Origin of the sequence: Mesonia ostreae (genome assembly GCF_031845265.1) — a bacterium.
Classification (GTDB): Bacteria; Bacteroidota; Bacteroidia; order Flavobacteriales; family Flavobacteriaceae; genus Mesonia; species Mesonia ostreae.
Genome location: NZ_JAVRBG010000013.1, coordinates 1 through 26,248 on the forward strand (window position 1 = coordinate 1; position 26,248 = coordinate 26,248).

23 protein-coding genes are annotated in these 26,248 nt (G+C 34.8%); 16 read left to right on the forward strand and 7 right to left on the reverse strand.

All coding sequences use genetic code 11. The annotated features are described in order from the left end of the window. Window positions 1–337: 337 nt before the first annotated feature. Complete coding sequence (lon, locus tag RLT85_RS12120) at window positions 338–2,788, forward strand: endopeptidase La (protein ID WP_311402313.1); 2,451 nt, start codon at window positions 338–340, stop codon at window positions 2,786–2,788. A 76-nt stretch (window positions 2,789–2,864) separates the two neighbouring features. On the opposite strand, the gene RLT85_RS12125 is transcribed toward lon, so the two are convergent. Then, a complete protein-coding gene (locus RLT85_RS12125; RefSeq protein ID WP_311402314.1) occupies window positions 2,865–3,164 on the reverse strand; it encodes a hypothetical protein in 300 nt (99 codons plus the stop codon). Between the two features lie 64 nt (window positions 3,165–3,228). Continuing rightward, the gene (locus tag RLT85_RS12130) at window positions 3,229–5,859 is read right to left on the reverse strand and encodes a valine--tRNA ligase (protein WP_311402315.1); all 2,631 of its coding nucleotides are present in this window, start codon (window positions 5,857–5,859) and stop codon (window positions 3,229–3,231) included. A 131-nt stretch (window positions 5,860–5,990) separates the two neighbouring features. Here RLT85_RS12130 and RLT85_RS12135 point away from each other — a divergent pair, with 131 nt between their 5' ends. From RLT85_RS12135 to murB, 3 genes are all read left to right on the forward strand, one after another. Next, window positions 5,991–6,383 carry a DUF1573 domain-containing protein gene (locus tag RLT85_RS12135; protein WP_311402316.1) on the forward strand — a complete coding sequence of 131 codons (393 nt, stop codon included), beginning with the start codon at window positions 5,991–5,993 and terminating at the stop codon, window positions 6,381–6,383. 100 nt (window positions 6,384–6,483) lie between these two features. Continuing rightward, window positions 6,484–7,689 carry a pyridoxal phosphate-dependent aminotransferase gene (locus RLT85_RS12140; RefSeq protein WP_311402317.1) on the forward strand — a complete coding sequence of 402 codons (1,206 nt, stop codon included), beginning with the start codon at window positions 6,484–6,486 and terminating at the stop codon, window positions 7,687–7,689. Continuing rightward, a complete protein-coding gene (gene murB / locus RLT85_RS12145; RefSeq protein WP_311402318.1) occupies window positions 7,676–8,692 on the forward strand; it encodes a UDP-N-acetylmuramate dehydrogenase in 1,017 nt (338 codons plus the stop codon). Before RLT85_RS12140 ends, murB begins: the two co-directional genes overlap by 14 nt. A gap of 69 nt (window positions 8,693–8,761) precedes the next feature. On the opposite strand, the gene RLT85_RS12150 is transcribed toward murB, so the two are convergent. After that, the gene (locus RLT85_RS12150; protein ID WP_311402319.1) at window positions 8,762–9,421 is read right to left on the reverse strand and encodes a fasciclin domain-containing protein; all 660 of its coding nucleotides are present in this window, start codon (window positions 9,419–9,421) and stop codon (window positions 8,762–8,764) included. A gap of 153 nt (window positions 9,422–9,574) precedes the next feature. On the opposite strand from RLT85_RS12150, the gene RLT85_RS12155 reads away from it, so the two are divergent. The 6 genes from RLT85_RS12155 (at window position 9,575) to RLT85_RS12180 (ending at window position 15,286) form a co-directional block, all read left to right on the forward strand. Next, on the forward strand, window positions 9,575–9,775 hold the full coding sequence (locus RLT85_RS12155; protein ID WP_311402320.1) for a membrane or secreted protein: 201 nt from the start codon (window positions 9,575–9,577) through the stop codon (window positions 9,773–9,775). Window positions 9,776–9,787: 12 nt separating this feature from the next. Then, complete coding sequence (locus RLT85_RS12160; RefSeq protein ID WP_311402321.1) at window positions 9,788–10,906, forward strand: glycosyltransferase; 1,119 nt, start codon at window positions 9,788–9,790, stop codon at window positions 10,904–10,906. A gap of 67 nt (window positions 10,907–10,973) precedes the next feature. Further along, window positions 10,974–11,453, forward strand: coding sequence for an RNA polymerase sigma factor (locus RLT85_RS12165; RefSeq protein ID WP_311402322.1), 480 nt, complete (start codon window positions 10,974–10,976; stop codon window positions 11,451–11,453). A gap of 100 nt (window positions 11,454–11,553) precedes the next feature. After that, window positions 11,554–12,432 (forward strand): lipoyl synthase, encoded by an 879-nt coding sequence (lipA, locus tag RLT85_RS12170; protein ID WP_311402323.1) that lies wholly within the window; start codon window positions 11,554–11,556, stop codon window positions 12,430–12,432. A gap of 13 nt (window positions 12,433–12,445) precedes the next feature. Next, window positions 12,446–13,447 carry a type I glyceraldehyde-3-phosphate dehydrogenase gene (gene gap / locus RLT85_RS12175; protein WP_311402324.1) on the forward strand — a complete coding sequence of 334 codons (1,002 nt, stop codon included), beginning with the start codon at window positions 12,446–12,448 and terminating at the stop codon, window positions 13,445–13,447. Window positions 13,448–13,483: 36 nt separating this feature from the next. Further along, on the forward strand, window positions 13,484–15,286 hold the full coding sequence (locus RLT85_RS12180) for an ATP-binding protein (RefSeq protein ID WP_311402325.1): 1,803 nt from the start codon (window positions 13,484–13,486) through the stop codon (window positions 15,284–15,286). On the opposite strand, the gene lpxK is transcribed toward RLT85_RS12180, so the two are convergent. Continuing rightward, window positions 15,261–16,265, reverse strand: a complete 1,005-nt coding sequence (gene lpxK, locus RLT85_RS12185; protein WP_311402326.1) for a tetraacyldisaccharide 4'-kinase — start codon at window positions 16,263–16,265, stop codon at window positions 15,261–15,263. The genes RLT85_RS12180 and lpxK overlap by 26 nt on opposite strands. A gap of 46 nt (window positions 16,266–16,311) precedes the next feature. On the opposite strand from lpxK, the gene RLT85_RS12190 reads away from it, so the two are divergent. The 4 genes from RLT85_RS12190 to msrA all read left to right on the forward strand — a co-directional run bounded on the left by RLT85_RS12190 (window position 16,312) and on the right by msrA (window position 19,588). Further along, window positions 16,312–17,406 (forward strand): Nif3-like dinuclear metal center hexameric protein, encoded by a 1,095-nt coding sequence (locus RLT85_RS12190; protein WP_311402327.1) that lies wholly within the window; start codon window positions 16,312–16,314, stop codon window positions 17,404–17,406. A gap of 2 nt (window positions 17,407–17,408) precedes the next feature. Then, the gene (locus RLT85_RS12195) at window positions 17,409–18,188 is read left to right on the forward strand and encodes a zinc ribbon domain-containing protein (protein ID WP_311402328.1); all 780 of its coding nucleotides are present in this window, start codon (window positions 17,409–17,411) and stop codon (window positions 18,186–18,188) included. 119 nt (window positions 18,189–18,307) lie between these two features. Beyond that, window positions 18,308–18,934 (forward strand): hypothetical protein, encoded by a 627-nt coding sequence (locus RLT85_RS12200; RefSeq protein WP_311402329.1) that lies wholly within the window; start codon window positions 18,308–18,310, stop codon window positions 18,932–18,934. Between the two features lie 3 nt (window positions 18,935–18,937). Next, window positions 18,938–19,588 (forward strand): peptide-methionine (S)-S-oxide reductase MsrA, encoded by a 651-nt coding sequence (gene msrA, locus RLT85_RS12205; protein WP_311402330.1) that lies wholly within the window; start codon window positions 18,938–18,940, stop codon window positions 19,586–19,588. Between the two features lie 4 nt (window positions 19,589–19,592). Here msrA and RLT85_RS12210 read toward each other — a convergent pair whose 3' ends face one another. Continuing rightward, window positions 19,593–19,946: a DUF4870 domain-containing protein gene (locus RLT85_RS12210; protein ID WP_311402331.1), complete on the reverse strand. Its 354-nt coding sequence runs from the start codon at window positions 19,944–19,946 to the stop codon at window positions 19,593–19,595. 186 nt (window positions 19,947–20,132) lie between these two features. Between RLT85_RS12210 and mnmE the strand changes: the two genes are divergently transcribed. After that, window positions 20,133–21,530, forward strand: coding sequence for a tRNA uridine-5-carboxymethylaminomethyl(34) synthesis GTPase MnmE (gene mnmE, locus RLT85_RS12215; RefSeq protein WP_311402332.1), 1,398 nt, complete (start codon window positions 20,133–20,135; stop codon window positions 21,528–21,530). 229 nt (window positions 21,531–21,759) lie between these two features. Here mnmE and RLT85_RS12220 read toward each other — a convergent pair whose 3' ends face one another. Both RLT85_RS12220 and RLT85_RS12225 read right to left on the reverse strand, forming a co-directional pair. After that, window positions 21,760–22,536 carry a DUF1206 domain-containing protein gene (locus RLT85_RS12220; protein WP_311402333.1) on the reverse strand — a complete coding sequence of 259 codons (777 nt, stop codon included), beginning with the start codon at window positions 22,534–22,536 and terminating at the stop codon, window positions 21,760–21,762. A gap of 169 nt (window positions 22,537–22,705) precedes the next feature. Then, entirely contained in the window at window positions 22,706–24,187 is a 1,482-nt protein-coding gene (locus RLT85_RS12225) for an aminotransferase-like domain-containing protein (RefSeq protein WP_311402334.1), read from the reverse strand. An 87-nt stretch (window positions 24,188–24,274) separates the two neighbouring features. Here RLT85_RS12225 and RLT85_RS12230 point away from each other — a divergent pair, with 87 nt between their 5' ends. Continuing rightward, window positions 24,275–26,158, forward strand: a complete 1,884-nt coding sequence (locus tag RLT85_RS12230) for a TonB-dependent receptor plug domain-containing protein (RefSeq protein WP_311402335.1) — start codon at window positions 24,275–24,277, stop codon at window positions 26,156–26,158. Window positions 26,159–26,248: the final 90 nt, after the last annotated feature.

Genomic DNA, 26,248 nt, shown 5'->3' on the forward strand with positions numbered 1-26,248 from the left:
CCCCCGAAATTTCGAGGCTGTTGTAAATAACTTAGCCACCGAAAAGCATTTTTAAGATTTCACTTCGATTTCAGTTTACTCGTAGTTTGGATACATTCCAAAGCTTCTGGGTTATCAAAAATCACTTAGCCATTCAACTCGTTTTATTTTATTTCAGTATAGTCTATGTTGAAATCTTATATTGTGACTATAATTTATTCATTTTATGGGATGTCTTTATTGGCATAAGAATTGTCCTATATACTTTACGTATGATTATACATACACGAAAGTGAATACGAATTCAATTTATAAATAGAAAACTGTTTTTTACTGACAGTTTGACCAAACATAAAACATGGGAAAATCAAATATATTTAGTATGGACAATTTGTCACTGCAAGATATCAATGAAGATGCAGAATTAATTCCGCTAATGACACCAGAAGATGAAGAAGAGATTGATCGTGAGGACTTGCCTCAAGAATTAGCCATACTTCCTTTAAAAAATACGGTATTGTTTCCAGGAGTAGTGATTCCTATTACCGCAGGAAGAGACAAATCTATTACTCTAATTAATGATGCCAATAATGGCAATAAAACCATAGGAGTAGTTTCTCAAAAAGATGACGAGGTTGAGAATCCTGAAGCAAAAGATATTAATAAAGTGGGCGTTGTTGCTAAAATATTAAGAGTTCTTAAAATGCCTGATGGGAATACTACGGTAATTATTCAGGGTAAAAAGAGGTTTCAGATTGAAGAGATTCTTCAGGAAGATCCTTACTTAAAAGCTAGAATTTCTTCTATTCAAGAAGAGAAACCGGCAAAAGACAATGAAGAATTTGGAGCTATAGTAGAATCTATTAAAGATTTGTCTTTACGTATTATTAAAGATAGTCCTTCAATACCTTCTGAAGCCTCTTTTGCGATCAAAAATATAGAGAGTCCTTCATTTCTAATCAATTTTGTGTCTTCTAATATGAGTCTTTCCGTAAAGGAAAAACAAGAATTGTTAGAGATGACTAATTTAAGAAATAGAGCCTTGTCAACTTTGAAGTTTATGAACACAGAGTTTCAAAAGCTAGAGCTTAGAAACGATATTCAGTCAAAGGTGCAGAGCGATATGAGTCAGCAGCAACGAGAGTACTTTCTGCATCAGCAAATGAAAACCATTCAGGAAGAACTTGGAGGGGTTTCTGCAGAGACGGAAATTGAAGAAATGCGACAGCTTGCTAAGAAGAAGAAATGGAACTCAAAAATTGCAAAGCATTTTGATAAGGAACTTAAGAAGATGCAACGCATGAACCCTCAAGTGGCGGAGTATTCTATACAGCGTAATTACTTAGATTTATTTTTAGAATTGCCGTGGGATGAATTCAGTAAAGATAAATTTGATCTAAAAAGAGCTCAGAAAATATTAGATAGAGATCATTATGGACTGGAGGAAGTAAAGCGTAGAATTATAGAATATCTTGCTGTACTTAAATTGAGAAACGATATGAAATCGCCGATTCTCTGCTTTTATGGACCTCCAGGAGTAGGTAAAACTTCTTTAGGAAAATCTATTGCAGAAGCTTTGGGGAGAGAATATGTGCGCATATCTTTGGGAGGACTTCGAGACGAGGCCGAAATACGTGGTCACCGTAAGACCTATATTGGAGCTATGCCTGGTCGAATTATTCAGAGTTTAAAAAAGGCTGGTACCAGTAATCCAGTGTTTGTATTGGATGAAATTGATAAATTAAGCAATAGTCATCAGGGAGATCCTTCTTCAGCTTTATTGGAAGTATTGGATCCTGAGCAAAACTCTGAATTTCATGATAACTTTTTAGAAATGGGATTTGACCTTTCTAAAGTAATGTTTGTAGCAACTGCCAATAGCTTAAATACGATTCAGCCTGCGCTTAGGGATAGAATGGAAATTATTAACATGACGGGTTATACTATCGAAGAAAAAGTAGAGATAGCCAAACGTCATTTACTGCCTAAACAAATTACAGAACACGGACTTAAACCAGCTCAAATTAAATTGGGCAAATCTCAATTAACCAAAGTAGTAGAGGGTTATACTAGAGAATCTGGAGTACGTGGTCTCGAAAAGCAAATTGCAAAAGTTGTGCGTTATGTGGCAAAAAGTATTGCCTTGGAAGAAGATTATAATATAAAAATAACGGATGAAGATATTGTAACCATTTTGGGTCCAGCCCGATTAGAGCGAAATAAATATGAAAATAACGAGGTTGCTGGTGTAGTAACCGGGCTTGCTTGGACAAGTGTAGGAGGTGATATTTTATTTATAGAGTCTATTCTTTCTAAGGGAAAAGGAAACTTAAACGTTACCGGAAATTTGGGTAAGGTGATGAAAGAGTCAGCGACCATAGCCATGGAATACATTAAGTCTAATGCGGAAGAGTTTGGAATTGATCCAGAGGTTTTTTCTAATTATAATGTTCACATTCACGTACCAGAAGGAGCAACACCTAAAGATGGACCTAGTGCTGGTATAACGATGCTTACCTCTTTAGTTTCTTTATTTACACAACGTAAAGTGAAGAAAAGCTTAGCGATGACTGGTGAAATAACCTTACGTGGGAAGGTTTTACCTGTAGGTGGAATTAAAGAAAAAATTCTTGCCGCTAAACGTGCTCATATTAAAGAAATTATTCTTTGTGAAGAGAATAAGAAAGATATTGCTGAGATTAAAGAAGACTACTTAAAGGGTTTGACTTTTCATTACGTGTCTGATATGAAAGATGTATTGGAAAAAGGACTTACGAAGCAAAAAGTGAAAAACGCCAAAAAATTGTAAGCTTCTTCATTTTGGATAAAAATAAAACCCCAAGATAATTCTTGGGGTTTTGCTTTTTTAGAAAATACGAAGCTTATTAATCTGTTTTCATTTTTTCCTTGGTTACTTCTCCATCTTCTTTTTTTACTTTATACTTTGAGTTTTCGGTCTCAATTTTCTTTTTCTCGACGTTTCCATCCTCGTCTCTTTTGATTTTTACATCAGTTTCACCGTCTTTAATCTTTATTTTTTCACCGTCATCGCTAATGTCAATATCAGCATCTTTGCTCACTTCTACACCTTCTACGGTTTTAGTTTCTTTGTTCTCATCTCTGCAGCTTGTAAGAGAGACACTTAAGATTGCAGCTATTGCTAATGTTCTAACTACTTTTTTCATAATACTATATATTTGGTTTGTCCAAAACTAATCGAAAAAACTGACTTGTAAAAGGTTTTAAGTTTTATTTTAGACTCGTTAGACTTTGCCTAATCGCTTCAATTTTTGCTTCAGCATCTGCTAATTTTTGCTTTTCTATAACCACCACTTTCTCTGGTGCGTTATTTACAAAGCGTTCATTAGAGAGTTTTTTGGTTACAGATTTTAAAAAACCTTGTTGGTAATTTAATTCTTCAGTGAGTTTCTTAATTTCTTCCTCAATATCAATAGCTCCAAGCATAGGAATGAAGTATTCATTAGATTTAACACGGTAAGACATGCTATTAGTTTGCTGTTCTTCCACGTAAGAGATCTCTTCTATATTTCCTAATTTAGCGATGATGCTGTCGTAAGAGGTGCTTAGTATTTCGTTATTGATAACACTCATCTGGATGCTATCTTTAAAAGAGATATTTTTTTCTTTTCTGATGGTGCGAACTCCAGAAATGATTTCTTTTACGGTTTCAAAATCTTTAATAAAACTTTCATCTACTGATGTTTGCTTTGGCCACTGGGCAATAATCAATGCTTCTTCTTTACTTCTCTCGCTTATATTTTGCCAAATTTCTTCGGAAATAAAAGGTACAAAAGGGTGTAAAATCTTTAGGTTATCTTCCAAAAGCGCTACAGCACATTGGTAGGTGGTAGCATCTATTTTTTCTCCAAATGGAGGTTTAATCATTTCTAAGAACCAAGAACAGAAATCGTCCCAAACCAACTTATAAGTGGTCATTAGCGCGTCACTAATTCTATATTTGCCGTAATGATCATCTAATTCTGCTAAAGATTTTTGAAATTTAGCTTGGTACCAAGAGATTGCCGTTTTACAATATGCGGGTTGTGTTTTATCTTGGTCTACTTCCCAGTTAAGGATAAGTCTAGAGGCATTAAAAATTTTATTTACAAATCCGCTTCCTTGCTTACATAAATCCTCTTCAAACATTAAGTCATTTCCTGCAGGCGAAGAAAGCAGCATTCCTACTCTAATTCCGTCTGCTCCGTATTTATCAATCAACTTTAAAGGATCTGGAGAGTTTCCTAAGGATTTACTCATTTTACGGCGTTGTTTGTCTCTTACAATTCCGGTAAGGTAAACGCTGTTAAAGGGTTTTTCTCCGCGGTATTCGTATCCTGCAATAATCATTCTGGCTACCCAGAAAAATAAAATTTCTGGTGCCGTTACAAGATCATTGGTAGGGTAGTAGTAATTAATTTCCTTATTATCGGGTTCTAAAATTCCGTTAAAAACGCTCATAGGCCACAACCAAGAGGAGAACCAAGTATCTAAGGCATCTTCATCTTGAGTTAAATCGGCTAAGCTTAGATTGTCATTTTTGGTCTTTTCTTTGGCTAGTTTTAAAGCTTCTTCTTTAGTTTCAGCAACTACATAATCTTCTTTTCCATCTCCGTAGTAATAAGCCGGAATTTGATGTCCCCACCATAACTGGCGAGAAATATTCCAATCGCGAACATTCTCCATCCAATGACGGTAAGTGTTGATGAATTTTTCAGGAACAAGAGCAACCTCTTTATCTAAGACGGCGTCTAAGGCAGGTTGCGCCAATTCCTTCATCTTTAAAAACCATTGATCGCTCAACTTAGGTTCAATAACCGCGCCTGTACGTTCACTGGTTCCTACTTTATTAATATGAGTTTCAGTCTTGGTTAAGATTTGAAGCGTTTCCAATTCTTTTACAATATCTCTTCGAGCATCAAAACGATCTTTACCTTCGTAATGTAAACCGTAGCTATTTAGGCTGGCGTCATCATTAAAAATATCAATCACCTCTAATTGATGTTTATCTCCTAAATTCTTATCGTTTTCATCGTGTGCCGGAGTTACTTTTAAACAACCGGTACCAAATTCTAGATCTACATATTCGTCTTCTATGATAGGAATAACGCGGTTGCAAAGAGGAACAATGGCATTTTTACCTTTTAGGTGAGTAAAACGCTCATCATTTGGATTAATACAAATGGCAGTATCTCCAAAAATGGTTTCGGGTCTGGTGGTGGCAATGCTTAATACGTCATCGCTACCTTCAATGGCATAATTTAAGAAATAAAGTTTCCCTTCTTTTTCTACATGAATTACTTCCTCATCACTTAGGGTCGTTTTGGCTTGCGGATCCCAGTTCACCATTCTATATCCGCGATACACGTGTCCTTTTTGATGAAGATCTACAAAAACTTTAATCACCGATTTAGATAAGTCTTCATCCATGGTAAATTTGGTACGTTCCCAATCACAAGAAGCGCCTAGCTTTTTTAACTGCTCTAGTATAATTCCTCCATGTTTATGAGTCCATTCCCAAGCGTGATCTAAAAACTCTTCTCTACTGAGATCATTTTTATTGATTCCCTCTTCTTTTAGTTTGTTCACTACTTTAGCTTCGGTAGCAATAGAAGCATGATCTGTACCCGGTACCCAACACGCATTGTAGCCTTTTAGTCTAGCTCTACGAATAAGTACATCTTGGATGGTATTGTTAAGCATATGGCCCATATGCAAGACTCCTGTAACGTTGGGAGGAGGAATTACAATGGTATAAGGTTCTTTTTCGTTTACTTCAGAATGAAAATAATCATTTTTCATCCAGTAAGAATACCACTTATCCTCTGTTTCTTTAGCGTTATAGGTTGCAGCAAAAGCCATTTTGGTCTAATTTTTGAATTAAGAATACAAAAGTACTTATATAAACACTATTTTAAAAGATTATAATTTGTTAATATCATTATTTGGTTTAATTGAAAATAACTTTTATTTTAGCCCAAAATTTAGAAATTATGAAAAATCTTATTATTTGTGCAATTGCACTCTTTACTTCTATAGCTGTTAGTGCTCAAGCTGAAATCAAATTTGATGAGGAAACTGTAGATTACGGTACTATTGAATATGGAAGTGATGGTGTAAGATCTTTTACATTTACTAATGTAGGTGATGCGCCTTTGGTAATTAGTGATGTAAAATCTACGTGTGGTTGTACGGTGCCAGAAAAGCCAAAAGATCCTATTGCCCCAGGAGAGACAGGTGTAATTAAAGTAAAGTATGATACCAAGAGACCAGGACCAATTAGAAAGACAATTACCGTTTATGCGAATGTGGAGAGCTCTCAAATTCCTTTAAAAATCAAAGGATATATTAATAAAAAAGATACCAAAAGCGTTTTAGAGAAATAAACGAGACAAGAATATGAAAAGCCCTTTTAAAGGGCTTTTTTTATACCTAATCGTGAAGGAATTTCTTTTATTTTTTGCAAATTTGCGTAAAAACAATTTTATGCCTTCAATATCCTCCAAAGGTCTGGCCATGCCAGAATCTCCTATTAGAAAATTAGTTCCTTATGCTGATGAAGCTACCAAACAAGGGAAAAAAATATTTTACTTGAATATTGGTCAGCCCGATATTAAAACGCCACAAGTAGCTTTAGATGCCGTTAAGAATCATGATTTAGAAATCGTTTCTTACAGTCACTCTGCAGGTTTCTTAAGTTATAGAGAAAAACTTGCCAAGTATTACCAAAATATAGGATTACCTATTGAGGTAGAAGATATCATTATCACTACCGGTGGTTCTGAAGCTTTATTATTTGCTATGGGAAGTGTAACCGATCCTGGGGATGAAGTGATTATTCCAGAACCTTTTTATGCTAATTATAACGGATTTGCTACTTCTGCAGGAGTGAAAGTACTTCCTGTACAGGCAAAATTTGAAGACGGATTTGCCTTACCTCCCGTATCTGAATTTGAGAAATTAATTACCGATAGAACCAAGGCGATTATTATTTGTAACCCAGGAAATCCTACAGGTTACTTGTACACCAAAGAAGAAATGGATCAGCTTTCCGCTTTAGCGAAAAAGTACGACTTATTTTTAATGGCAGATGAAGTGTACAGAGAGTTTGCCTACGAAGGTTTAGAACACTACTCGGTGATGAACCAAAATGGTTTAGAAGAGAATGCTATTATGATTGATTCAGTTTCTAAACGTTATAGTATGTGTGGCGCTAGAATTGGTTGCATGGTTTCTAAAAATAAAGAGTTAATTGCTACTGCGATGAAATTTGCACAGGCAAGATTAAGTCCGCCAACCTTTGCTCAAATCGCAAGTGAAGCTGCTTTAGATACGCCACAATCTTATTTTGATGATGTGATTGAAGAATATGTAGACCGTAGAGATACTTTGATTGAAGGCTTAAGAGCTATAGATGGCGTAAAAGTAGCGAAACCAAACGGAGCTTTTTATTGTATCGCAGAATTACCTGTTGCTGATGCCGATCATTTTGCAAAATGGTTATTAGAAAGTTATGATAAAGATGGTAAAACTGTAATGGTTGCTCCAGCAGAAGGTTTTTATTCTACGCCAAAAACGGGAATGAACCAAGTGAGAATTGCTTATGTCTTAGAAAAAGAGCATCTTGTAGAAGCGATAGATATTTTAAAATCTGCATTGACTACGTATAATGAGGCTCATGGAGCATTATAAAAATTTTTCTTTAAAGGATTATAATACGTTTGGTATTGATGTTTCTGCCAAAGCATTTGTTTCGGTAAGTAGTTTGGAGGAACTAAAAGAAGTTCTTCAGCAAGTTTACGCTCACGAGTTGTTTATTTTGGGAGGTGGAAGCAATATTTTGCTTTTAAAAAATATAGATCAAACCATTTTACATATCAACCTTAAGGGAAAAGCCCTAGAACGGGAAGATGAAAATTATGCTTACGTACGCGCTCATGCTGGTGAAAACTGGCATGAGTTTGTACGTTGGTGTATTGCTCACAATTTTGGAGGTTTAGAGAATTTATCCTTAATTCCTGGGAATGTAGGTACGAGTCCTATTCAAAATATAGGGGCTTATGGGGTAGAGCTCAAAGATTCTTTTGTGAGCTGCGAAGCCATTCATAAACAAACGTTACAAACTAAAACCTTTACTAAGGCAGAATGTGATTTTGGATATCGAAACTCTACCTTTAAAAATGAGAATAAAGATAAATATATTATTACAAGTGTTTTATTCCGTTTAACGAAAAAAGAACACTCACTGCATACGGGATATGGTGCTATTTTAGCTGAATTGGAGAAAGAAAATATTGATACCCCAAGTATTAAAGATATTTCTAATGCTGTAATTTCTATTCGGCAATCCAAGCTTCCAAACCCGAAAGAATTAGGAAACAGCGGAAGCTTTTTTAAAAACCCGATTGTTGATAAGACTGCTTTTGCTAAGCTAAAGGAGAAATTTCCAGAAATACCTTCTTATACTGTTTCAGAAAACGAAATTAAAATTCCTGCGGGCTGGTTAATTGAAAAGGCAGGGTTTAAGGGATATAGAAGAGAAGATGCTGGCGTCCATGAAAATCAGGCTTTGGTTCTGGTAAATTATGGAAATGCAACGGGCAAAGATATTTACAAGCTTGCGCAAGAAATTCAGAAGAAAATTTGGAATGTTTTTGAAATTCGTTTAGAGATGGAAGTAAATGTTATTTCATAAAAAAAGCAGGTTTTGAATTTTCAAAACCTGCTTTTTAAAATTAATGATTAAACTTTTTAATACATTATTTTACTTTCTCATTAAAACCGCATCAATAGAATGCACATAACCATTAGATCCTTTCATATCTGCAGTGGTAACGTGTGCTTTATTTCCTTTAGCATCGGTTAAAACTACTTTACCATCTTCAACGGTCACATCAATTTTACCATCGTTGGCGGTAACTACAGTATATTTCTTATTTTCACTTGAGTTGATAAGATCCATCATTTTTGTAGAATCTATAGCACCTGGAATAATGTGGTAACTTAATACGTCTTCTAATTTTTGTTTGTTATCGGGCTTCATTAATCCTTCAACCGTTCCTTTTGGAAGCTTGTTAAAAGCCTCGTTGGTTGGAGCTAAAATGGTATATGGTCCTTCAGATTCTAATTTAGCTACCATTCCTGCACCTTGCACCGCAGAAACTAAAGTGGTGTGCTTGTCAGAGTTCATCGTTACTTGTGCCAAATTCATATCAGAAGAGTCAGATGTATCAGAATTCATATCTCCATCCTCATGTTTTGAAGCTCTTTCAATTTGTGGATCCACTTCCATGTCCACTTCCTTCATATCGTCGTCCATTCCAACTTCATTCATATCTTTGTTGTTGTTCTTTTTGTCATCTTCACAAGAAGCAAAGGTGAATACGGACATTAATGCTAATACTACTAATTTGTTCAGTTTCATAATTATATTTTTTTGGTTGAATATGATGCTAAGGTATGTGATTAACAAACGTGTATATTTTTAAACTCCCTAAATTTAAGTTAAATAATGTAAATTTTATATTAAATAAATTAAGAGCTTTTCTGTAAGAAAGTATTGTTGTATTTTTGCATTATGAAATTACTTATATTGACAATCGTATTGTTGGGATTAGCTTTCGCTGGAATTGCTATTAAAATTTGGGCGAAAAAAGATGGTAAGTTTGCAGGAACTTGTGCTAGTGAAAATCCCTATCTTAATAAAAGTGGAGAGTCTTGTGGTTTTTGTGGAAAAACTCCAGATCAAGCTGAATGTGCTAAGGAATCAAATTCATAAGCATAAGAATTAATGTTGCAAGTTCTCTTTATTGCATTTCTATGCATTGTAGCAATTAATTTTTCTTATTTCCTTTTTTTTGGAATTTTCTTCTTTTCTTATAAAGAGAGAAAAATTGAGAATGACAATCAAAATTATATTCCAGTTTCTCTTATTATTTGTGCCAAGAATGAGGCATCTTCATTACAAGAGAATATTCCTTTATTTTTAAAACAATCGCATCCTGATTTCGAACTTATTTTAGTGAATGATACTTCCGCTGATGAAACTCTAGAGGTGATGGAAGATTTTCAAAGACAAGATGCTAGAATTAAGATTGTAAACGTACAAAATAACGAGAGATTTTGGGGCAATAAGAAATATGCACTTACTTTAGGAATAAAAAAGGCGATGCATTCGCATTTAATTTTTACAGATGCAGATTGTAAACCAAAAAGCAACGAATGGTTGTCACTTATGGCTTCCCAATTTAGTGAAACAAAAGAAATTGTTTTAGGTTATGGATCTTACGATACCATAGAAAATTCCTTTTTAAATAAAATGATTCGCTATGAAACCCTTCTCACAGCGACGCAATATTTCTCTTATGCGTATTGGGGTTCTGCTTATATGGGCGTAGGAAGAAATTTAGCATATACATCTCAGCTTTTCTATGATCACAACGGGTTTGTACCACATATGAATATTTTATCTGGAGATGATGATTTGTTTGTAAATGCAGCTGCTACATCAAAAAATGTGGCTTTGGTATTAGAGAAAGATGGATTTACCAAAAGTGAGCCTAAAAATACTTGGCAAGAATGGTACACTCAAAAGCGAAGACATGTTTCTACGGCAAGTCATTATAAACCTAAACATAAATTTCTTTTAGGACTCTATTTTGCTAGTCAGGTTTTATTTTGGTTATTAGGAGCTATTCTTTGGATAGCCGATTCTAATTTTGCTTATTGGATCATAGGTTTTTTTATTTTCAAACTTTTCCTGAAATATATAGTAATAGGCAAAGCAGCAAAAACATTAAACGAGAAAGGACTTCTCTGGCTTATGCCTTTTCAAGAAATAGTATTGCTCGCCACACAATTTGGTATATTTGTACATAATTTGATTTCTAAACCCGTACATTGGAAGTAATGATTTGAGAGAAATTGAAGAACATATCGCCAAAGCTAAAGTTGGAAATCAAATTTCCTTTCTTTTTTTGTTAGATTTTTTTTGGAATGATGTCTTTCGGTTTCAATTAAAAAGAACCAATAATGAATACGAAGCAGAAGAAATTACCATACAAACCTTCAGTAGAGCTTTTGACAAAATTTCTACCTACAATAAAGAATATAAGTTCAAAACCTGGTTGATCACCATTTCAAAAAACATTCACATAGATTCTAAAAGAGTAAAATCAATACCTACTTTAAGTGTAGATAAGTCACTCGAAAAGAATATCGTAGACGAGACTCCTTCCGCAGAAGATCAATTAATTACAGAGCAAAATCTAATCAGCTTATTGTTCCATATCAAACAGCTAAAGCCGCATTATCAAGAAGTGATACGCTATCGTTTTTTTGAGGAAATGTCTTATAAAGATATTGCTGAAACTTTAGATGAGCCCATGAACAACATTAAAGTGAAACTTTTGCGAGCCAAAAAATTACTGGCAGAAAGCATCAAAGAACGCGAATAGAAACTTTTTATATTTTCATTTTTAAATGGAATCAATAAGAAATCAATTCCGTACATTATACTTCCAAATTTATTTATATTTGTGACACAAATTTACATTTATGTCTGTTGAAACTTTAGTAAAAGAAAACACAAAACGTACGCCAAAACCAAAATGGTTACGGGTAAAATTGCCTACTGGTAAGAAATACAGCAACCTTAGAAAGTTGGTAGATAAGTATGACTTACATACTATTTGTACCTCTGGAAGTTGTCCTAATATGGGAGAATGCTGGAGTGAGGGTACAGCAACTTTTATGATTTTGGGAAATGTTTGTACGCGTAGTTGTGGATTTTGCGGAGTTAAAACCGGTCGTCCAGAAAATGTAGATTGGGATGAGCCAGAAAAAGTTGCACGTTCCATTAAATTGATGGATATTAAACACGCAGTGGTGACCAGTGTAGATCGTGACGATTTAAAAGATATGGGATCTATTATTTGGCAAGAAACCGTAAAAGCTATCCGAAGAATGAACCCTAATACGACTTTAGAAACGCTTATTCCTGATTTTCAGGGTGTAGAAAAAAATATAGATCGGATTATAGCGGTCAAGCCGGAAGTGGTTTCACATAATATGGAAACGGTAAAACGTTTAACTAGAGAAGTGCGTATACAAGCAAAATACGATAGAAGTTTAGCAGTCTTACAATATTTAAAAGACCAAGGAATAGAAAGAACTAAGTCTGGGATTATGTTGGGGCTAGGAGAAAGAGAAGAAGAAGTGATTCAAACGCTAAAAGATTTGAGAGGTGTAGGTTTAGATATTGTTACCATTGGACAATACCTTCAGCCTAGTAAAAATCATTTACCAGTACAGCAATTTATTACTCCAGATCAATTTAAAAAATATGAAGAAATTGGTTTAGAGTTAGGCTTTAGACACGTAGAGAGTGGCGCATTGGTTCGTTCCTCATATAAAGCTCAAAAGCATTTAACTTAAGCCTAAAGAAAATATGGCTCATAAAATAAAAATCGGGATTAACGGTTTTGGAAGAATAGGAAGAGGTCTTTTTAGAATCTTACTAAAACATCCTAGCATCGAGGTAGTCGCTATAAATGATTTAGCCGATGCCAAAACTTTATCGCATCTTCTTAAATACGACAGTATTCACGGAGTTTTGCCTGCGGAAGTAAGCCATAAAATCGATACTATTTTAGTAGACAAAAAAGAGTATCAACTTCATAATGCTAGCCAGCCTAAAGATATCTCTTGGCCAGAAGAGGTAGAGCTCGTAATAGAATCTACTGGAAAATTCAAAAAAAGAACCGATTTAGAAGCTCATCTTAAAAATAATGTAGAACATGTTATTCTTTCTGTGCCGCCTATAGAAGATGATATAAAAACGATCGTTTTTGGTGTGAATGATGATTTAATTTCAAAAGAAGATCGTATTATTTCTACCGCAAGCTGTACTACAAATAATGCAGCGCCTATGTTAAAAGTGGTTCATGACGCTTTTCGGGTAGAACAAGCCTATATTACAACCGTGCATTCCTATACATCAGACCAAAGTTTACACGATCAACCTCATAGAGATTTAAGAAGATCTCGGGCTGCAGGTCAATCCATTATCCCAACAACAACAGGAGCTGCAAAGGCATTGACAAAAATTTTTCCAGATTTAGCTTCGGTAATTGGAGGGTGTGGTATTCGGGTACCTGTGCCTAATGGTTCTTTAACAGATATGACCTTAAATGTGAAGCATAAAACCTCTATAGATGAGATTAACCAGCTTTTTAAAACTGCTTCAGAAAATCATTTTAAAGGCGTTTTAGAGTATACGGAAGATCCTATTGTCTCGATAGACATTATAGGAAGTCCTTATTCGTGTACGTTTGATGCTCAAATGACTTCTGTTATCGATGAACATTTAGTGAAACTAATAGGTTGGTATGACAATGAATATGGTTACAGTCATAGAATCGTTGACATGATTTTAGCTCTGAAGAATTAAGTACTAATGATAAAATTTCTTTTTCAAAATTTAAATTTGATTTTTAAAGTACCCTCTTTAGTATTACTGCTAGCTCTTTCTTTAGACATAAGCGAGTCAAATAATGAGGTCTCTTTCAATGATTTAAATAAAGAGGAAGCTGTAAAAGACACACTCCACGTCAAAACTCTATTACAAGATAGTTTAAATCATGTTGCGGAAGATTATTACAATTTAGCAATTGAAAATTTTAAAATAAATGAACTAGGTAATTCGTTTCAGAATGCTGGCAAAATGTACGAGATAGCGCAAAAGAATGGAAATCAACTTCAGCAAATAAAAAGTCTTAAGCTATTAAGTTTAATCTATGAAAAGAAGGGCGATCTAGAAAAAGCCTTAGCGTGTTTAAAGCAGGCTAATACCCTAAAAGATACTTATTTTCTTGAAACAGGCGACTCTAGCTTTTTAGGAAATAATTTTCCTATTATAGAAAATAAAATCTTGCAGCTAGAGAAGGTCAATTCTAAGCAGGAAAAAACTTTAAAATTTAATCAATTAGCAATTATATTAAGTGTTTTACTCATTGTTATACTTTCGTTATTTACTCTTTCTCTATATAAGAACAATCAAATACGAGCAGGTGCAAATAAGTTGCTTCAAAAAAAGAATGAAGAACTTTTTGCAGCCAAAGAAAAGGCAGAACAGGCCAGTAAGATTAAAGAGAATTTCCTTTCAACGATTTCACATGAATTAAGAACACCAATTTATGCCGTTACTGGTTTAACGTATTTATTGCTTCAAGAGAATCCAAATAAAAGTCAAGAAGAGCATTTAAACTCTTTAAAATATTCTGGAGAGCATTTGTTGTCTTTAATTAATAATATTCTAGACCTTAATAAATTATCTGCTAAAAAAGTAAAAAAAATCAATACAGATTTTAATTTGAGATTAAAGATGGCTGATTTTTACCAATCGTTTGTCAAAACAGCAAAAGACAAAAGTGTAGAAGTACATATGCTCATTGAAGATCAAATCCCAGAGGTTTTAAACGGGGACATTCTTAAGGTGTTTCAAGTACTTATAAATTTAGTTTCAAATGCGATAAAATTCACGAATAATGGAGATGTCTGGATTCGTTTATCTTTGGTAAACGAAGAAAAGAAGCAAGTAATGCTACGTTTTGAAATTGAAGATAATGGAATTGGAATCGATAAAAAACATCAAAAATCTATATTCAAAAATTTTAATCAAGGCCAAGATGAAACAAATATACGGTATGGAGGCACTGGATTAGGTCTTCCTATTGTAAAAAATCTACTGCTTTTTTTAGGTAGTAAAATTCATTTAGAAAGTGAAAAAGGTAAAGGAGCAAAGTTTTATTTTGATATATCCTTTGGTAAAGCGCAGCAAGGCAAAGGGGTAGTAAAACAACTAGATAAAAATGAACAAGATTTTTTAGAACTTGATATGCTTAAAGTTTTAGAAGGTAAAAGGATTTTAATTGTAGATGATAATAAATTGAATCAAAAAATCACAGAGAAAATATTATTGCGAAAAAATACTATTTGCGACGTAGCTGGAAATGGACAATTAGCTTTAGATTTTGTTCATAAACATATCTACGATTTAATTTTGATGGATATAGACATGCCAGTAATGGACGGAATAGAAGCTACAGAAATTATTCGGAAAAAAGATAGTAGAACGCCAATAATCGCTTTAACGGCCGTAAGCTTAGAGGGAAAAATAGAGCAATTTTTAAACCACGGATTTACCGACGTGATTCCTAAGCCTTATAAAACCGAATTGTTTTACGAAAAAATCTATAAGGTGCTTAAGCTCGCCCAACGAAGTGCTTAATTTCTTGATCAAATTCTTTTTTGTTTTCTAGAAATACCGTCTTAATAGGAAGGTAAAATAATTTTTCTCTTGGAAAATGATCTTTAAGACGCATAAAATCTTTTTCGGTAGTGACCAAAAGTGGTTCTTTTCTTAAAGTTTCTAATTCTTTTTCAGTAAATAAGTGATGATCTGGGTAGGAGTAGTGTTTCACGTCCAATCCGTTTGCTTTTAAATGATGTACGAGAGGTTTGGGTTTGGCAATTCCGGTGACGAGATTAAATTTTTCCATTAATTGTATAGGAATCCGTTGTACACCATTGGTAAAATAATCTTCATAATGAATCCCAGTAAAAAATAACTTCTGATGTGCTTTAATTTTTAAAGATTTCGTAATTTTTATCTTTTCTTCTTCAGAAATAGTTAAAGGACATTTGGTTACAATAACCACATCGGCGCGGTTGGCTCCAAAAGCAGGTTCTCTTAAATTTCCTGCGGGCAAAACGATGTCATTAGAGTAAAGTTCGTGATAAGCGGTAAGTAAAATAGAAAATCCTGCCTTTACCTTTCTATGTTGGTAAGCATCGTCTAAGAGAATCACTTTGGGAGGAGTTCTTTGAGCTCTTAACTCAGAAATTCCATGTTGTCTATTTTCATCTACAGCGACGAATACTTCGGGGAATTTACGCTTAAATTGAAGCGGTTCGTCCCCTACATCTTTGGCTTCATTTTTAACGTCTAGCAATAAAAAACCTTTTGTTTTTCGTTTATAGCCTCGACTTAAAGTACCCACTTGGTGGTCAGGTTTCAGCAAATCAATAAGATATTCAATCATAGGAGATTTTCCCGTGCCTCCCATACTTAAATTCCCAACCGTAATGACTGGAAAATTGTAAGAAGTAGATGTTAGAAATCCCCAATCAAAAAACTTGTTTCGCAGCCCTACAATTATTCCGTAAAGAATAGAAAAAGGAAAGAGTAATTTTCTTAGTAATTGCATAAGACGAAGGTATAATTTTTATATTTACCTTCTAAAGAATTTTTTTATGAAAGTAAAAGAGATTACGCAGAGTTTGGAGCAGTTGGCGCCTCTCGCTTACGCGGAAGATTTTGACAACGTTGGTCTTTTAGTAGGAGATCATGAGCAAGAAGTAAGCGGAGTGCTAGTAAGTTTAGATTGTCTAGAAGCGACCGTAGTTGAAGCCATAGAGAAGAATTGCAACCTGATTGTTGCGTTTCATCCCATTATTTTTGGAGGCTTAAAATCCCTTACTGGGAAATCTTATGTAGAGCGTGTGGTGATAAAAGGGATACAAAATGATATTGCAATTTATGCCATTCATACGGCTTTAGACAATTGTTTTAAAGGGGTTAATGATATGATTTGTCAGCAACTCAACTTAACAAATCGCCAAGTTTTAATTCCGCAAAGCAACACGATTAAAAAGTTGACTACCTATGTGCCAAAAAAAGATGCAGACAAAATATTAGAAGCCTTATTTAAAGCAGGAGCGGGTGATATTGGCAACTACGAGAATTGCAGTTTTTCTTTGGAAGGAAAAGGTAGTTTTTTGCCTAACGAAAAAGCTAATCCAGTAGTAGGAAGAAAAGGAGAGTTACAAATAGAGGAAGAAAAGCAGTTACACGTTACTTTCTCAAAACACGTAGAGCATCAGGTTTTAGCTGCTTTAAAAGCGAGTCACCCTTATGAAGAAGTGGCCTATGAACTCACCAGCTTAGAAAATACAAATCAGCATATAGGAATAGGAATGTTGGGGGAATTAGAAAGCGGAATGGAAGAAAAAACCTTTTTAAAACACATTAAAGAAGTTTTTAAAACGGGAGCTGTTAGGCATTCTCAAGTTTTAGGAAAAAAAATTAAGAAAGTTGCGGTGCTAGGAGGAAGTGGAGCTTTTGCAATTGAAGCTGCTAAAGCAGCGGGAGCAGACGTTTTTATTACTGCCGACTTAAAATACCACGATTTTTTTAAGGCTGAAAATGAGATTCTTCTAGCCGATGTAGGACATTATGAAAGCGAACAATACACAAAAAACTTATTACATTCTTATCTTACGAAAAAATTCCCTAATTTTGCAATCGTTTTAGCACAAAAAAATACCAACCCAATTCAATATAGTTGATTATGGCAAAGAAAAAAGAGGTTACCGTAGAGGAAAAACTTAGAGCATTATACGATTTGCAATTAATAGATGCTCGTATTGATGAAATTAGAAATGTACGAGGAGAGTTGCCTCTAGAAGTGGAAGATTTAGAAGATGAAGTAGCTGGACTAACAAAAAGACTAGAGAAACTAAATTCAGATTTAGAAAAAGTGGATGTGGATATTAAGGGAAAAAAGATCTTAATTGAAGAATCTAACGGCTTAATCAAAAAATATACAGAGCAACAAAAGAATGTTCGTAACAACCGCGAGTTTAATGCAATTTCTAAGGAAATCGAATTTCAGGAACTAGAAATTGAGTTGGCAGAAAAGCACATCAAAGAATTTTACGCTCAAATAGAGCAAAAGAAAGAAGTGATTGAGTCTACTAAAGAGAAGGTAGCAAAAAGACAATCTCACTTAGATCACAAGCAAAGTGAATTGAATGAAATTTTAGAAGAAACGGAAAAAGAAGAGCAAGCTTTGATCAAAAAGTCTGATGAATACAAAAAAGACATTGAGGAGCGTTTAGTAAAAGCATATACAAGAATTAGGGATAATGTAAAGAATGGTTTAGCGGTAGTGCCAATTGAAAGAGGTGCATCGGGAGGGTCTTTCTTTACCATTCCACCACAAATACAAATGGAAATTGCTGGACGTAAAAAAGTAATTACAGATGAGCACAGTGGGAGAATCTTGGTAGATCAAGAATTGGCCGAAGAAGAAAAATTAAAAATGCAAGCTTTATTTTCTAAAATGTAAGTTGCATATATGTTATACCAAAGCCTCTCTGTTTTCCAGAGGGGCTTTTTTTATTAACATAATATTGAGAACTCTTCTTTCTTCTTTCTCGTAATTTTATAGCAGTAAAAACCGAAGCTATGAGAAAATTAGTGTATTTGTTTATGATTACAATAGCTGTGATAGCCTGCCAAGACGATAAAAAGTCATCTTCAAATGAATCAATAGAAGAGATGGAAGAGGAGAGTGGAGAAGTACAAATTGATAAAAATGAGAAAGAGCAGGACTTTGAAGCTAAAGAAGAGGATAAGGAAATGGAAAGAGATGAAGATTTCGTAGGCGATAAAAGTATGTCTTCAAATTCAGAGAACGATCGTCCTGGTCCTTCTGCTCAGTGGACTGGAGAATTTGTAAAAACGAACGCACTAAATACTGCTGGAGCTTGCAGCTGTAATTGTCTAGATATCGACTTTAACTCTACGAGAACGCTCTGTGTAGATGAGAAATCGGAGATAGATATTCAAGTCAATTACGTATTAAAAGACAAACTCGTTCAAGTCCTTTTCCTTAGCGGAAATGGAAATATTGACGATAATAATCCGATTCCTTGGTCAGAATTTGATAAAAACAGCGTAGTAGCGGAAATATCTAGAACCAACAATCAACTGCAACTAGACTGGAAAGGTTTTACCATAGATAAAAAATTAGCAACCGATTATGCTATATTAGGAAAGAAGAATTTAGAAGGAATTTATAAAAGAAAATAAGTTATGAAATTAATACTGCTGGCTTTTGCAAGTGTATTCTTAGCAAATTGTCAAGACAACAATGCGCAAGATAAAAAAAATCAACAATTGGCTAACGCAACCCCGGTAGAGGTGAATGCAACCGAGCAAGGATATGAAAAAGCCTATTTTGCAAGCGGTTGTTTTTGGTGTGTAGAAGCCGTTTATGAAAGTGTAAAGGGAGTTAAGGAGTCGGTTTCTGGATATGCGGGCGGACATACTAAAAACCCGACTTATGAAGAAAGCAACACGGGTAGAACAGGACATGCAGAAGCGGTAGAAATTATTTACGATCCGCAGAAGATCAGTTTTGAGACTTTAGTAGATGTTTATTTTGGATCTCAAGATGTAACACAAAAAAACGGACAAGGACCCGATAGAGGCTCGCAGTATCGTTCTATTATTTTCTACCAAAATGCAAAACAGAAGGAAGTGATAGAAACTAAAATAGAAGCCTTACAGAAAGAGTATAAAAAACCAATTGCTGCTGAAGTGATGCCATTTCAAAAATTTTGGGAAGCAGAAGCCTATCACCAAGATTATAAGAAAAATAACCCTAACAATTCTTATATTTTAAATGTATCTAACCCTAGATTTGAGCGTTTTAAGGCTAAATTCCCAAGCCTTTTAAAGTAGGTTTTTAAAAGAATTTAATGCTGAACGGGTAGGATGTAGATTCGCCATTATTGGCTTTAATTGCATTGATAATTGGATATACAAATGCGACTATTCCTACAATTGCTAAGACTAAAAAGCCTAAGCCAAATAGGAAAATTAGAGGAACGCTAAGAATAGCGTAAATGAATATGCTAATTCTAAAATTGATAATTTGCTTTCCTTGTTCATCCAATTCAAGAACTTTCTCTTTTTGTGTAGTCCAAATAATCAGCGGAACTATTAAACCTCCAATCCCAGTAATATAATCCAACAATTGACTTAGGTGAGTTAGCATTAAAAGCTGACGATCTTCTCTTTTTTCAGTGATAATTTCCATATAATACGTATTTAGCGGTCTATAAGTAAGACGATAAAAAGATGAATTTGTTACATAGCCTTTTTTTTCATTGATGTTTTTTTTAATCTCTAGTCTCTAGTCTCTAGTCTCTAGTCTATTTTCTTGAGTCTATATTCTAACATCTACAAATTAGGCTTAATTCTACAGCTTTATTACCTTTGCAGCATGATTTTAGAAGACACCATTGTAGCCTTAGCGAGCGCCCCAGGAAGTGGAGCCATTGCGCTTATCCGCGTTTCTGGGCCAGATGCCATTCATTTTACAGCACCTGTTTTTGAAGCTAGGAATAAAGTAAGTTTAAATGAACAGGCGTCGCACACCCTACAATTGGGATTTATCAAGAATAAGCACCGAATTATAGATGAAAGTCTAGTTTCTGTTTTTAGAGGAAATCGTTCTTACACTGGGGAACCAACGGTAGAAATCTCTTGCCATGGGAGTCCGTTTATTCAGCAAGAAATCATCAATCTTTTACTTCAACAAGGTTGTAGAGCTGCACAAGCAGGAGAATTTACACTGCGCGCTTTCCTTAACGGAAAAATGGAATTAAGTCAGGCAGAAGCCGTAGCCGATTTAATTGCGAGTGATAACGCTGCCAGTCATCAATTGGCGATGCAACAAATGCGTGGAGGTTTTGCTACCGAAATTAAGAGCTTACGACAAGAGTTGCTTAATTTTGCTTCTTTAATCGAATTAGAACTTGATTTCTCTGAAGAAGACGTAGAATTTGCGAATCGTGATCAATTTCACGCGCTTATTTTAAAAATTCAGAAAACACTTTCAAGGCTTATCGATTCCTTTGCGGTAGGAAACGTACTTAAAAACGGAATTCCCGTTGCTATTGTAGGCGAGCCCAATGTTGGGAAATCTACACTCTTAAACTCTTTACTGAATGAAGACCGAGCCATTGTAAGTGATATTGCGGGAACGACAAGAGACACTATTGAAGATGAAATTTCGATTGGCGGTATAGGTTTTAGGTTTATAGATACAGCCGGAATTAGAGAAACCAAAGATGAAATTGAAGGCTTGGGAATAAAAAAAACCTTTCAGAAAATGGAACAAGCACAAATTGTCGTGTATTTGTTCGATGCCCAAAAAGTAAAGAACGAAAATTTGAGCTTGCGACAAATTAGAACTGAGGTTGAAAAAATCAAGAATCAATTTCCTGGCAAACCACTTTTAATCATCGCTAATAAATCGGATGTATTGAATGCTAATTTAAAAACAGAGTTTTCTAAGGTATTACCAGAGGTTTTATTGCTTTCTGCCAAAGACAAAGAAGGAGTAGACTTACTAGAAGAAAATTTATTGCAATTCGTGAATACAGGTGCTTTAAAAGGCAATGATGCCATCGTAACCAATTCTAGGCATTATGATGCTTTGTTGAAAGCTCAAATAGAGATTAACAATGTGCAAGAAGGAATGAATATGGGCTTAACAGGAGATCTATTAGCCATCGACATTAGAGAAGCTTTATATCATTTTGGCAGCATCTCTGGCGAGGTAAGTCCAGATGATTTATTAGGCAATATTTTTGCTAATTTCTGTATCGGGAAGTAAGTAAAACAGGATTCGCCCATGATGAATCTGTAGTTGAACTTATCCTGAGCGGAGACGAAGTATCTTTGAGATAGGCTTTTTTTTAAAGAATGTATAAAAAGATTTACGCCGAATAAGAAAGGAATTTGTACTCGAACTTATTATAAGCGTTGAGCGATTTGCTCTCGCTGAAATGTGTAATTCATTTTACAGTGAACAAAACCGAAATACTTTTATTGCATTTGAATTTCTAATTTTTCTTAAAAGTTCTAAATCGCGTTAGAAAAATATAAAACGAACCATAAGAAATAAACCCGATGGCGGTAAGAGCCATTAAAATTCTGCCTAATGTAGATTGATCCATAAATGCAAATGCATCTTGCATGCCCTTTATATCGTTGCTACCAGAATAAATACCAGCTCGAAGAAAAAAATAGGAGATGATCAAAACGACAAAAGCACGAGCATAAAAACCAAATCTTCCCATGGTTTTAATGATGCGATGGTTTTTATGTCCCTCTAAATTAAATTGATCTAGTAAGCCTCCTTTAAATGCTCCTACAATTAAAATAATAGCCTGTATAAAAAGAACAATACCAATACCAATAAAAATATAAGAAATTAGCGTTGGATCTAAAAAACTCATGTAGTTTGTTTGAGAACCTCCTTGGTAAGAACTTGTAAATAAGTGATAAAAAGCCATTATGGCAACGACGGTGTAAACCAATCCAGTAGTGAAAAGACCAAATCGGCGTGATTTTGCTTTTCTATCCGAGCCCATATTTTCGGGATCTTTAATACTTTGTAAAAACATCCAAAAAGAATAGCACAATAATCCTACGCCAATAGACAAAAGCATTATTTGTCCAAAAGGTTGTTTTTTAAGAAAAGTGAGAGCTTGACTGGTTCCAGAATTTTTACCCCCCAGTTGTAAAGAGGCCAATAAAGAAAGTACGCCAATTACAACATAAATGATGCCTTTGGATATAAAGCCAATAATGGCAGCGGTTTTATAGGATTTTTTCATTGGTAAAAGTTATTTTATAAAATTTTAAAGTTACAAATAGTGAGAAAATTAGCATATCTTAATTGATGAAAGTCAAAAAATATATCTGGCAAAATCCCTCTGGTTTATCTTAAGATGTAATATGTTCGTAAAAATTGTGATAGACAGCATTTTGAGAATATTTCTGATTCTATTTTTTCTCGACTACTTCCGTATAAGCTTCCGTAAGCAATTTCACAGCTTCTTCCATCTCTTGTGAATTAAGGTGTGCGAAACCTAATCTTAAAGCAGTGATTTCTCGATTTTGATAAAGACAAATACTCGGAATTAAGAGTCCTCTTTCTTTTGCTTTCACTTGTAAACGAGTTAAAGGAAAAAAAACCTTAAAGCGAATCCAAAAAGCCAAACCTGAATCGGGAATAGTATATAATATTTGATTTTTAAAGTAAATATGGAGCAATTTTGAAAACAATTCTTTCCGCTCAGAAATTATTTTTTTAGACTTTCTTTGATAACGATGAATATCTCCCTGAAGAATGATTTCTCCTAAAGCTTTTTCCATCATTACATTTGGTTTGCCAAAAACATTCAGGTATTTTGTCCCTTCTTGTAACAAATCTTTGGGAGCAATGAGAAAATTCATTTGGAAGCCAGGCATGAAAAACCTTCCGAAACTCCCAATATAAATAACGTGATTTCCTCCATCTTTGCTCAGTAGGGACTCCTTCTTGCTTTTTACGAGTGAAAATTCAAAATCGGTGTCATTCTCAATCACAATGAAATTGTACTGTTCCGCTAGCTCTAACAATTGTATTTTACGATTCTCAGAAAGCTCAACCGTGGTTGGATATTGACATTTAGAGTTGATATACACCAAGCGTATTTCACCGGGTTCAAAGTGGCTTGCCACATAATCTATGTCCATTCCTTCCTCATCTACTGGAATAGTTTTTATTTTTGCTCCCGCCTGATTAAAAACCATATTAGATAGGAAGTAGCTGTATTCTTCTACTAATACTACATCGCCCGAATTAATTAATAAGCGTGATAAGATAGAATGGACTTGTTCTAAACCAGCCACAGGCAATAAAAAGTTTCTGGAAAGATGAAATCCTCGAGTTAGGTTTAGATAATAACTCAATTGATCTCTGAAGAACGTACTTCCAATTCCTGTATTTGGTACTGTTCGTGCTTGCTTTGTCCTCCTTAGTACCGATGTGTAAAACCGAACCAACTCTTCGGAATTGATCATGCGATAATCTGGTGTTCCGTCTGTGAAATGAAGTTTTTCTAGACTTCCTTCTAATGGTGTATCCAAAATGAAATCTTTTCTGAAATAAAACGGAGCCTTTTCAGGAGGCTGACCAAAAACTTTAGTTTTCTGCCCTTGATCCATAGAAAATTCAGGGTTTTTCACGAAAGTACCTTGGTTAGGAAAGGCTTTTACCCAGCCTTGTTCCTGTAATTCTTCTAAAGCGGCCACAATTGTTTTTCGATGAACGCGTAGTTCTAAAGCAATTTTTCTACTGCCAGGGAGTTGATCGTCATTCTCTAAAAGCTTACTCTTCACAGCATTAATAAACTGATACACAATTTGCATATAAACAGCCTCTTTTTTTTGGCGATCTATTTTTATAAATGATTGAAAAGCAATATTAACCGGACTACCCATTATTTACATTTCGGACTATCAAAACTAGTGTTTTTATTCAAATATTTGCAGCTGAATTAGAAATAGTATCGTTAAAGAAAAGTATAGATGAAAAAAGTATTAGCTGCTTTAGGGTTCATAATATCCCTTCCCGTTTTTGCGCAACAAAAAGATACACTTCCAGATTGGAAGAATCAAAACAATGAATTGGAGCAAGTGATTATTCGAGGAAACCGACTAGAAACACCTTTTAATCAAGTTTCTAGAGATATCCAAGTGATTACTCAAAAGCAAATTGAAGCCCTTCCAGTAAAATCGCTCAATGAGGTTTTGTCCTATATTGGGGGCGTAGATATTCGGCAGCGTGGTCCTTTTGGAACGCAAACTGATATTTCTATCGACGGAGGAACTTCTGAACAAACCTTAGTATTGCTTAATGGTGTAAAAATGATTGATTCGCAAACGGCTCATAATATGATGAATATTCCAGTTCCTTTAAGTGCTATAGATCATATTGAAGTTTTAAGAGGTGCTGCAGCGAGAGTCTACGGAATAAATGCCTTAACTGGAGCAATTAATATTGTAACCAAAAAAGAAAAATCCTCTTCTATAACTGCAGATGTTCAAGGGGGAAGCTCTTTTAAAAGTAAAGATGAGGGAGACGGTTCGGGAATTTACGGTGGCGGATCTGCTGAGGTGACAGGAATCTTTGGAACTGAAAATCAAAGTCAGCTTTTCTCATTGGCTCAAAGCAATTACAACGGTCAACGTTACAATTCGGCTTCAAAAAGCACGCATCTTTTTTATAATGGAAACTATGATTTTGATAGCAATAATAGCATTCAGGCTATGGCAGGTTATGCATATAGCCGTTTTGGTGCCAACGGTTTTTACGCTGCTCCAGGAGATATAAATTCCGAAGAAATTGTAGAATCTTCTGTTTTTAGTATTTCTTCAAAACATAGATGGGGTAACTTTATACTTTCTCCTAGAATTAGTGATCGTTACGGAGAAGATGATTACCGTTATTTTAAGGATGATCTAAGTAAAGGCAGGTCTCTACACTACACCAACGCGGTGATGCTGGAATTAAATAGTAGTCTTAAAACTTCTATAGGAACTTTTGGGTTTGGTTTGGAGTCGCGTTTAGAGAAAATTAATAGTTCTAATATTGGAAAGCATAAAAGGAATAATCACGGCGCTTACGCGGAATTAAAAAGTAGTTTGGGAGAAAAGATAAGAGGAACGGTGGGACTCTATGCCAACTACAATACAGATTTTGGTTGGCAAACCTATCCAGGTATTGATTTAGCCTACCTCATCAATCATCACTGGAAAGTTTCTACAAGTATAGGATCGAGCCAGCGAATTCCTTCTTTTACGGACTTGTACTTAGATCAACGTCCTGGAAATTTGGGAAATCCATCACTTCAACCCGAAAACGCTTGGAGTTACGAAGGAAATATTCAATATAATAAAGGTAACTTACAGATAAAAACAGGTTATTTTTATCGAAATATTTCTGATTTTATTGATTGGACTAGAGAAGATTCTTCACAACCTTATACCCCCTTCAATTTGGGAAAAAGCAAAATACAAGGGGTTTACGGAAGAGTTCGACAAGATTTTGATTTGGGCAGTCTACAATCCTTCGGTTACGATATGAGTTATAATTATTTGCATCCCACTTTAGAAACTTCCGCAGAAACCCAGTCTAAATATACCTTAGAATCTTTAAAACATCAGTTCGTGGCAGGAATTCATTACCGCATCAGCAACTTTTCGTTTCATCTGAAAAACAGATGGCTAAAACGCGAGCTTTCTAGTGCCTATGATATCGCAGATATTCGGGTTAATTATCAATGGCAAGATTTTCTTTTATATGCAGAAATTACCAACCTTTTTGATGCAGAATACAAAGAAGCCGGCGCTGTCCCCATGCCTACACGCTGGTTTGGGTTGGGGATAAAATATCAATGGGAGACGAAATAAAGGCAGTTTCTTAACAGGTTTTTCATTTGGGATGGATGTTTTTGTAATTTCCTCCGAAAAAAGAATTCAAAATTTATTTGATTGAAAACT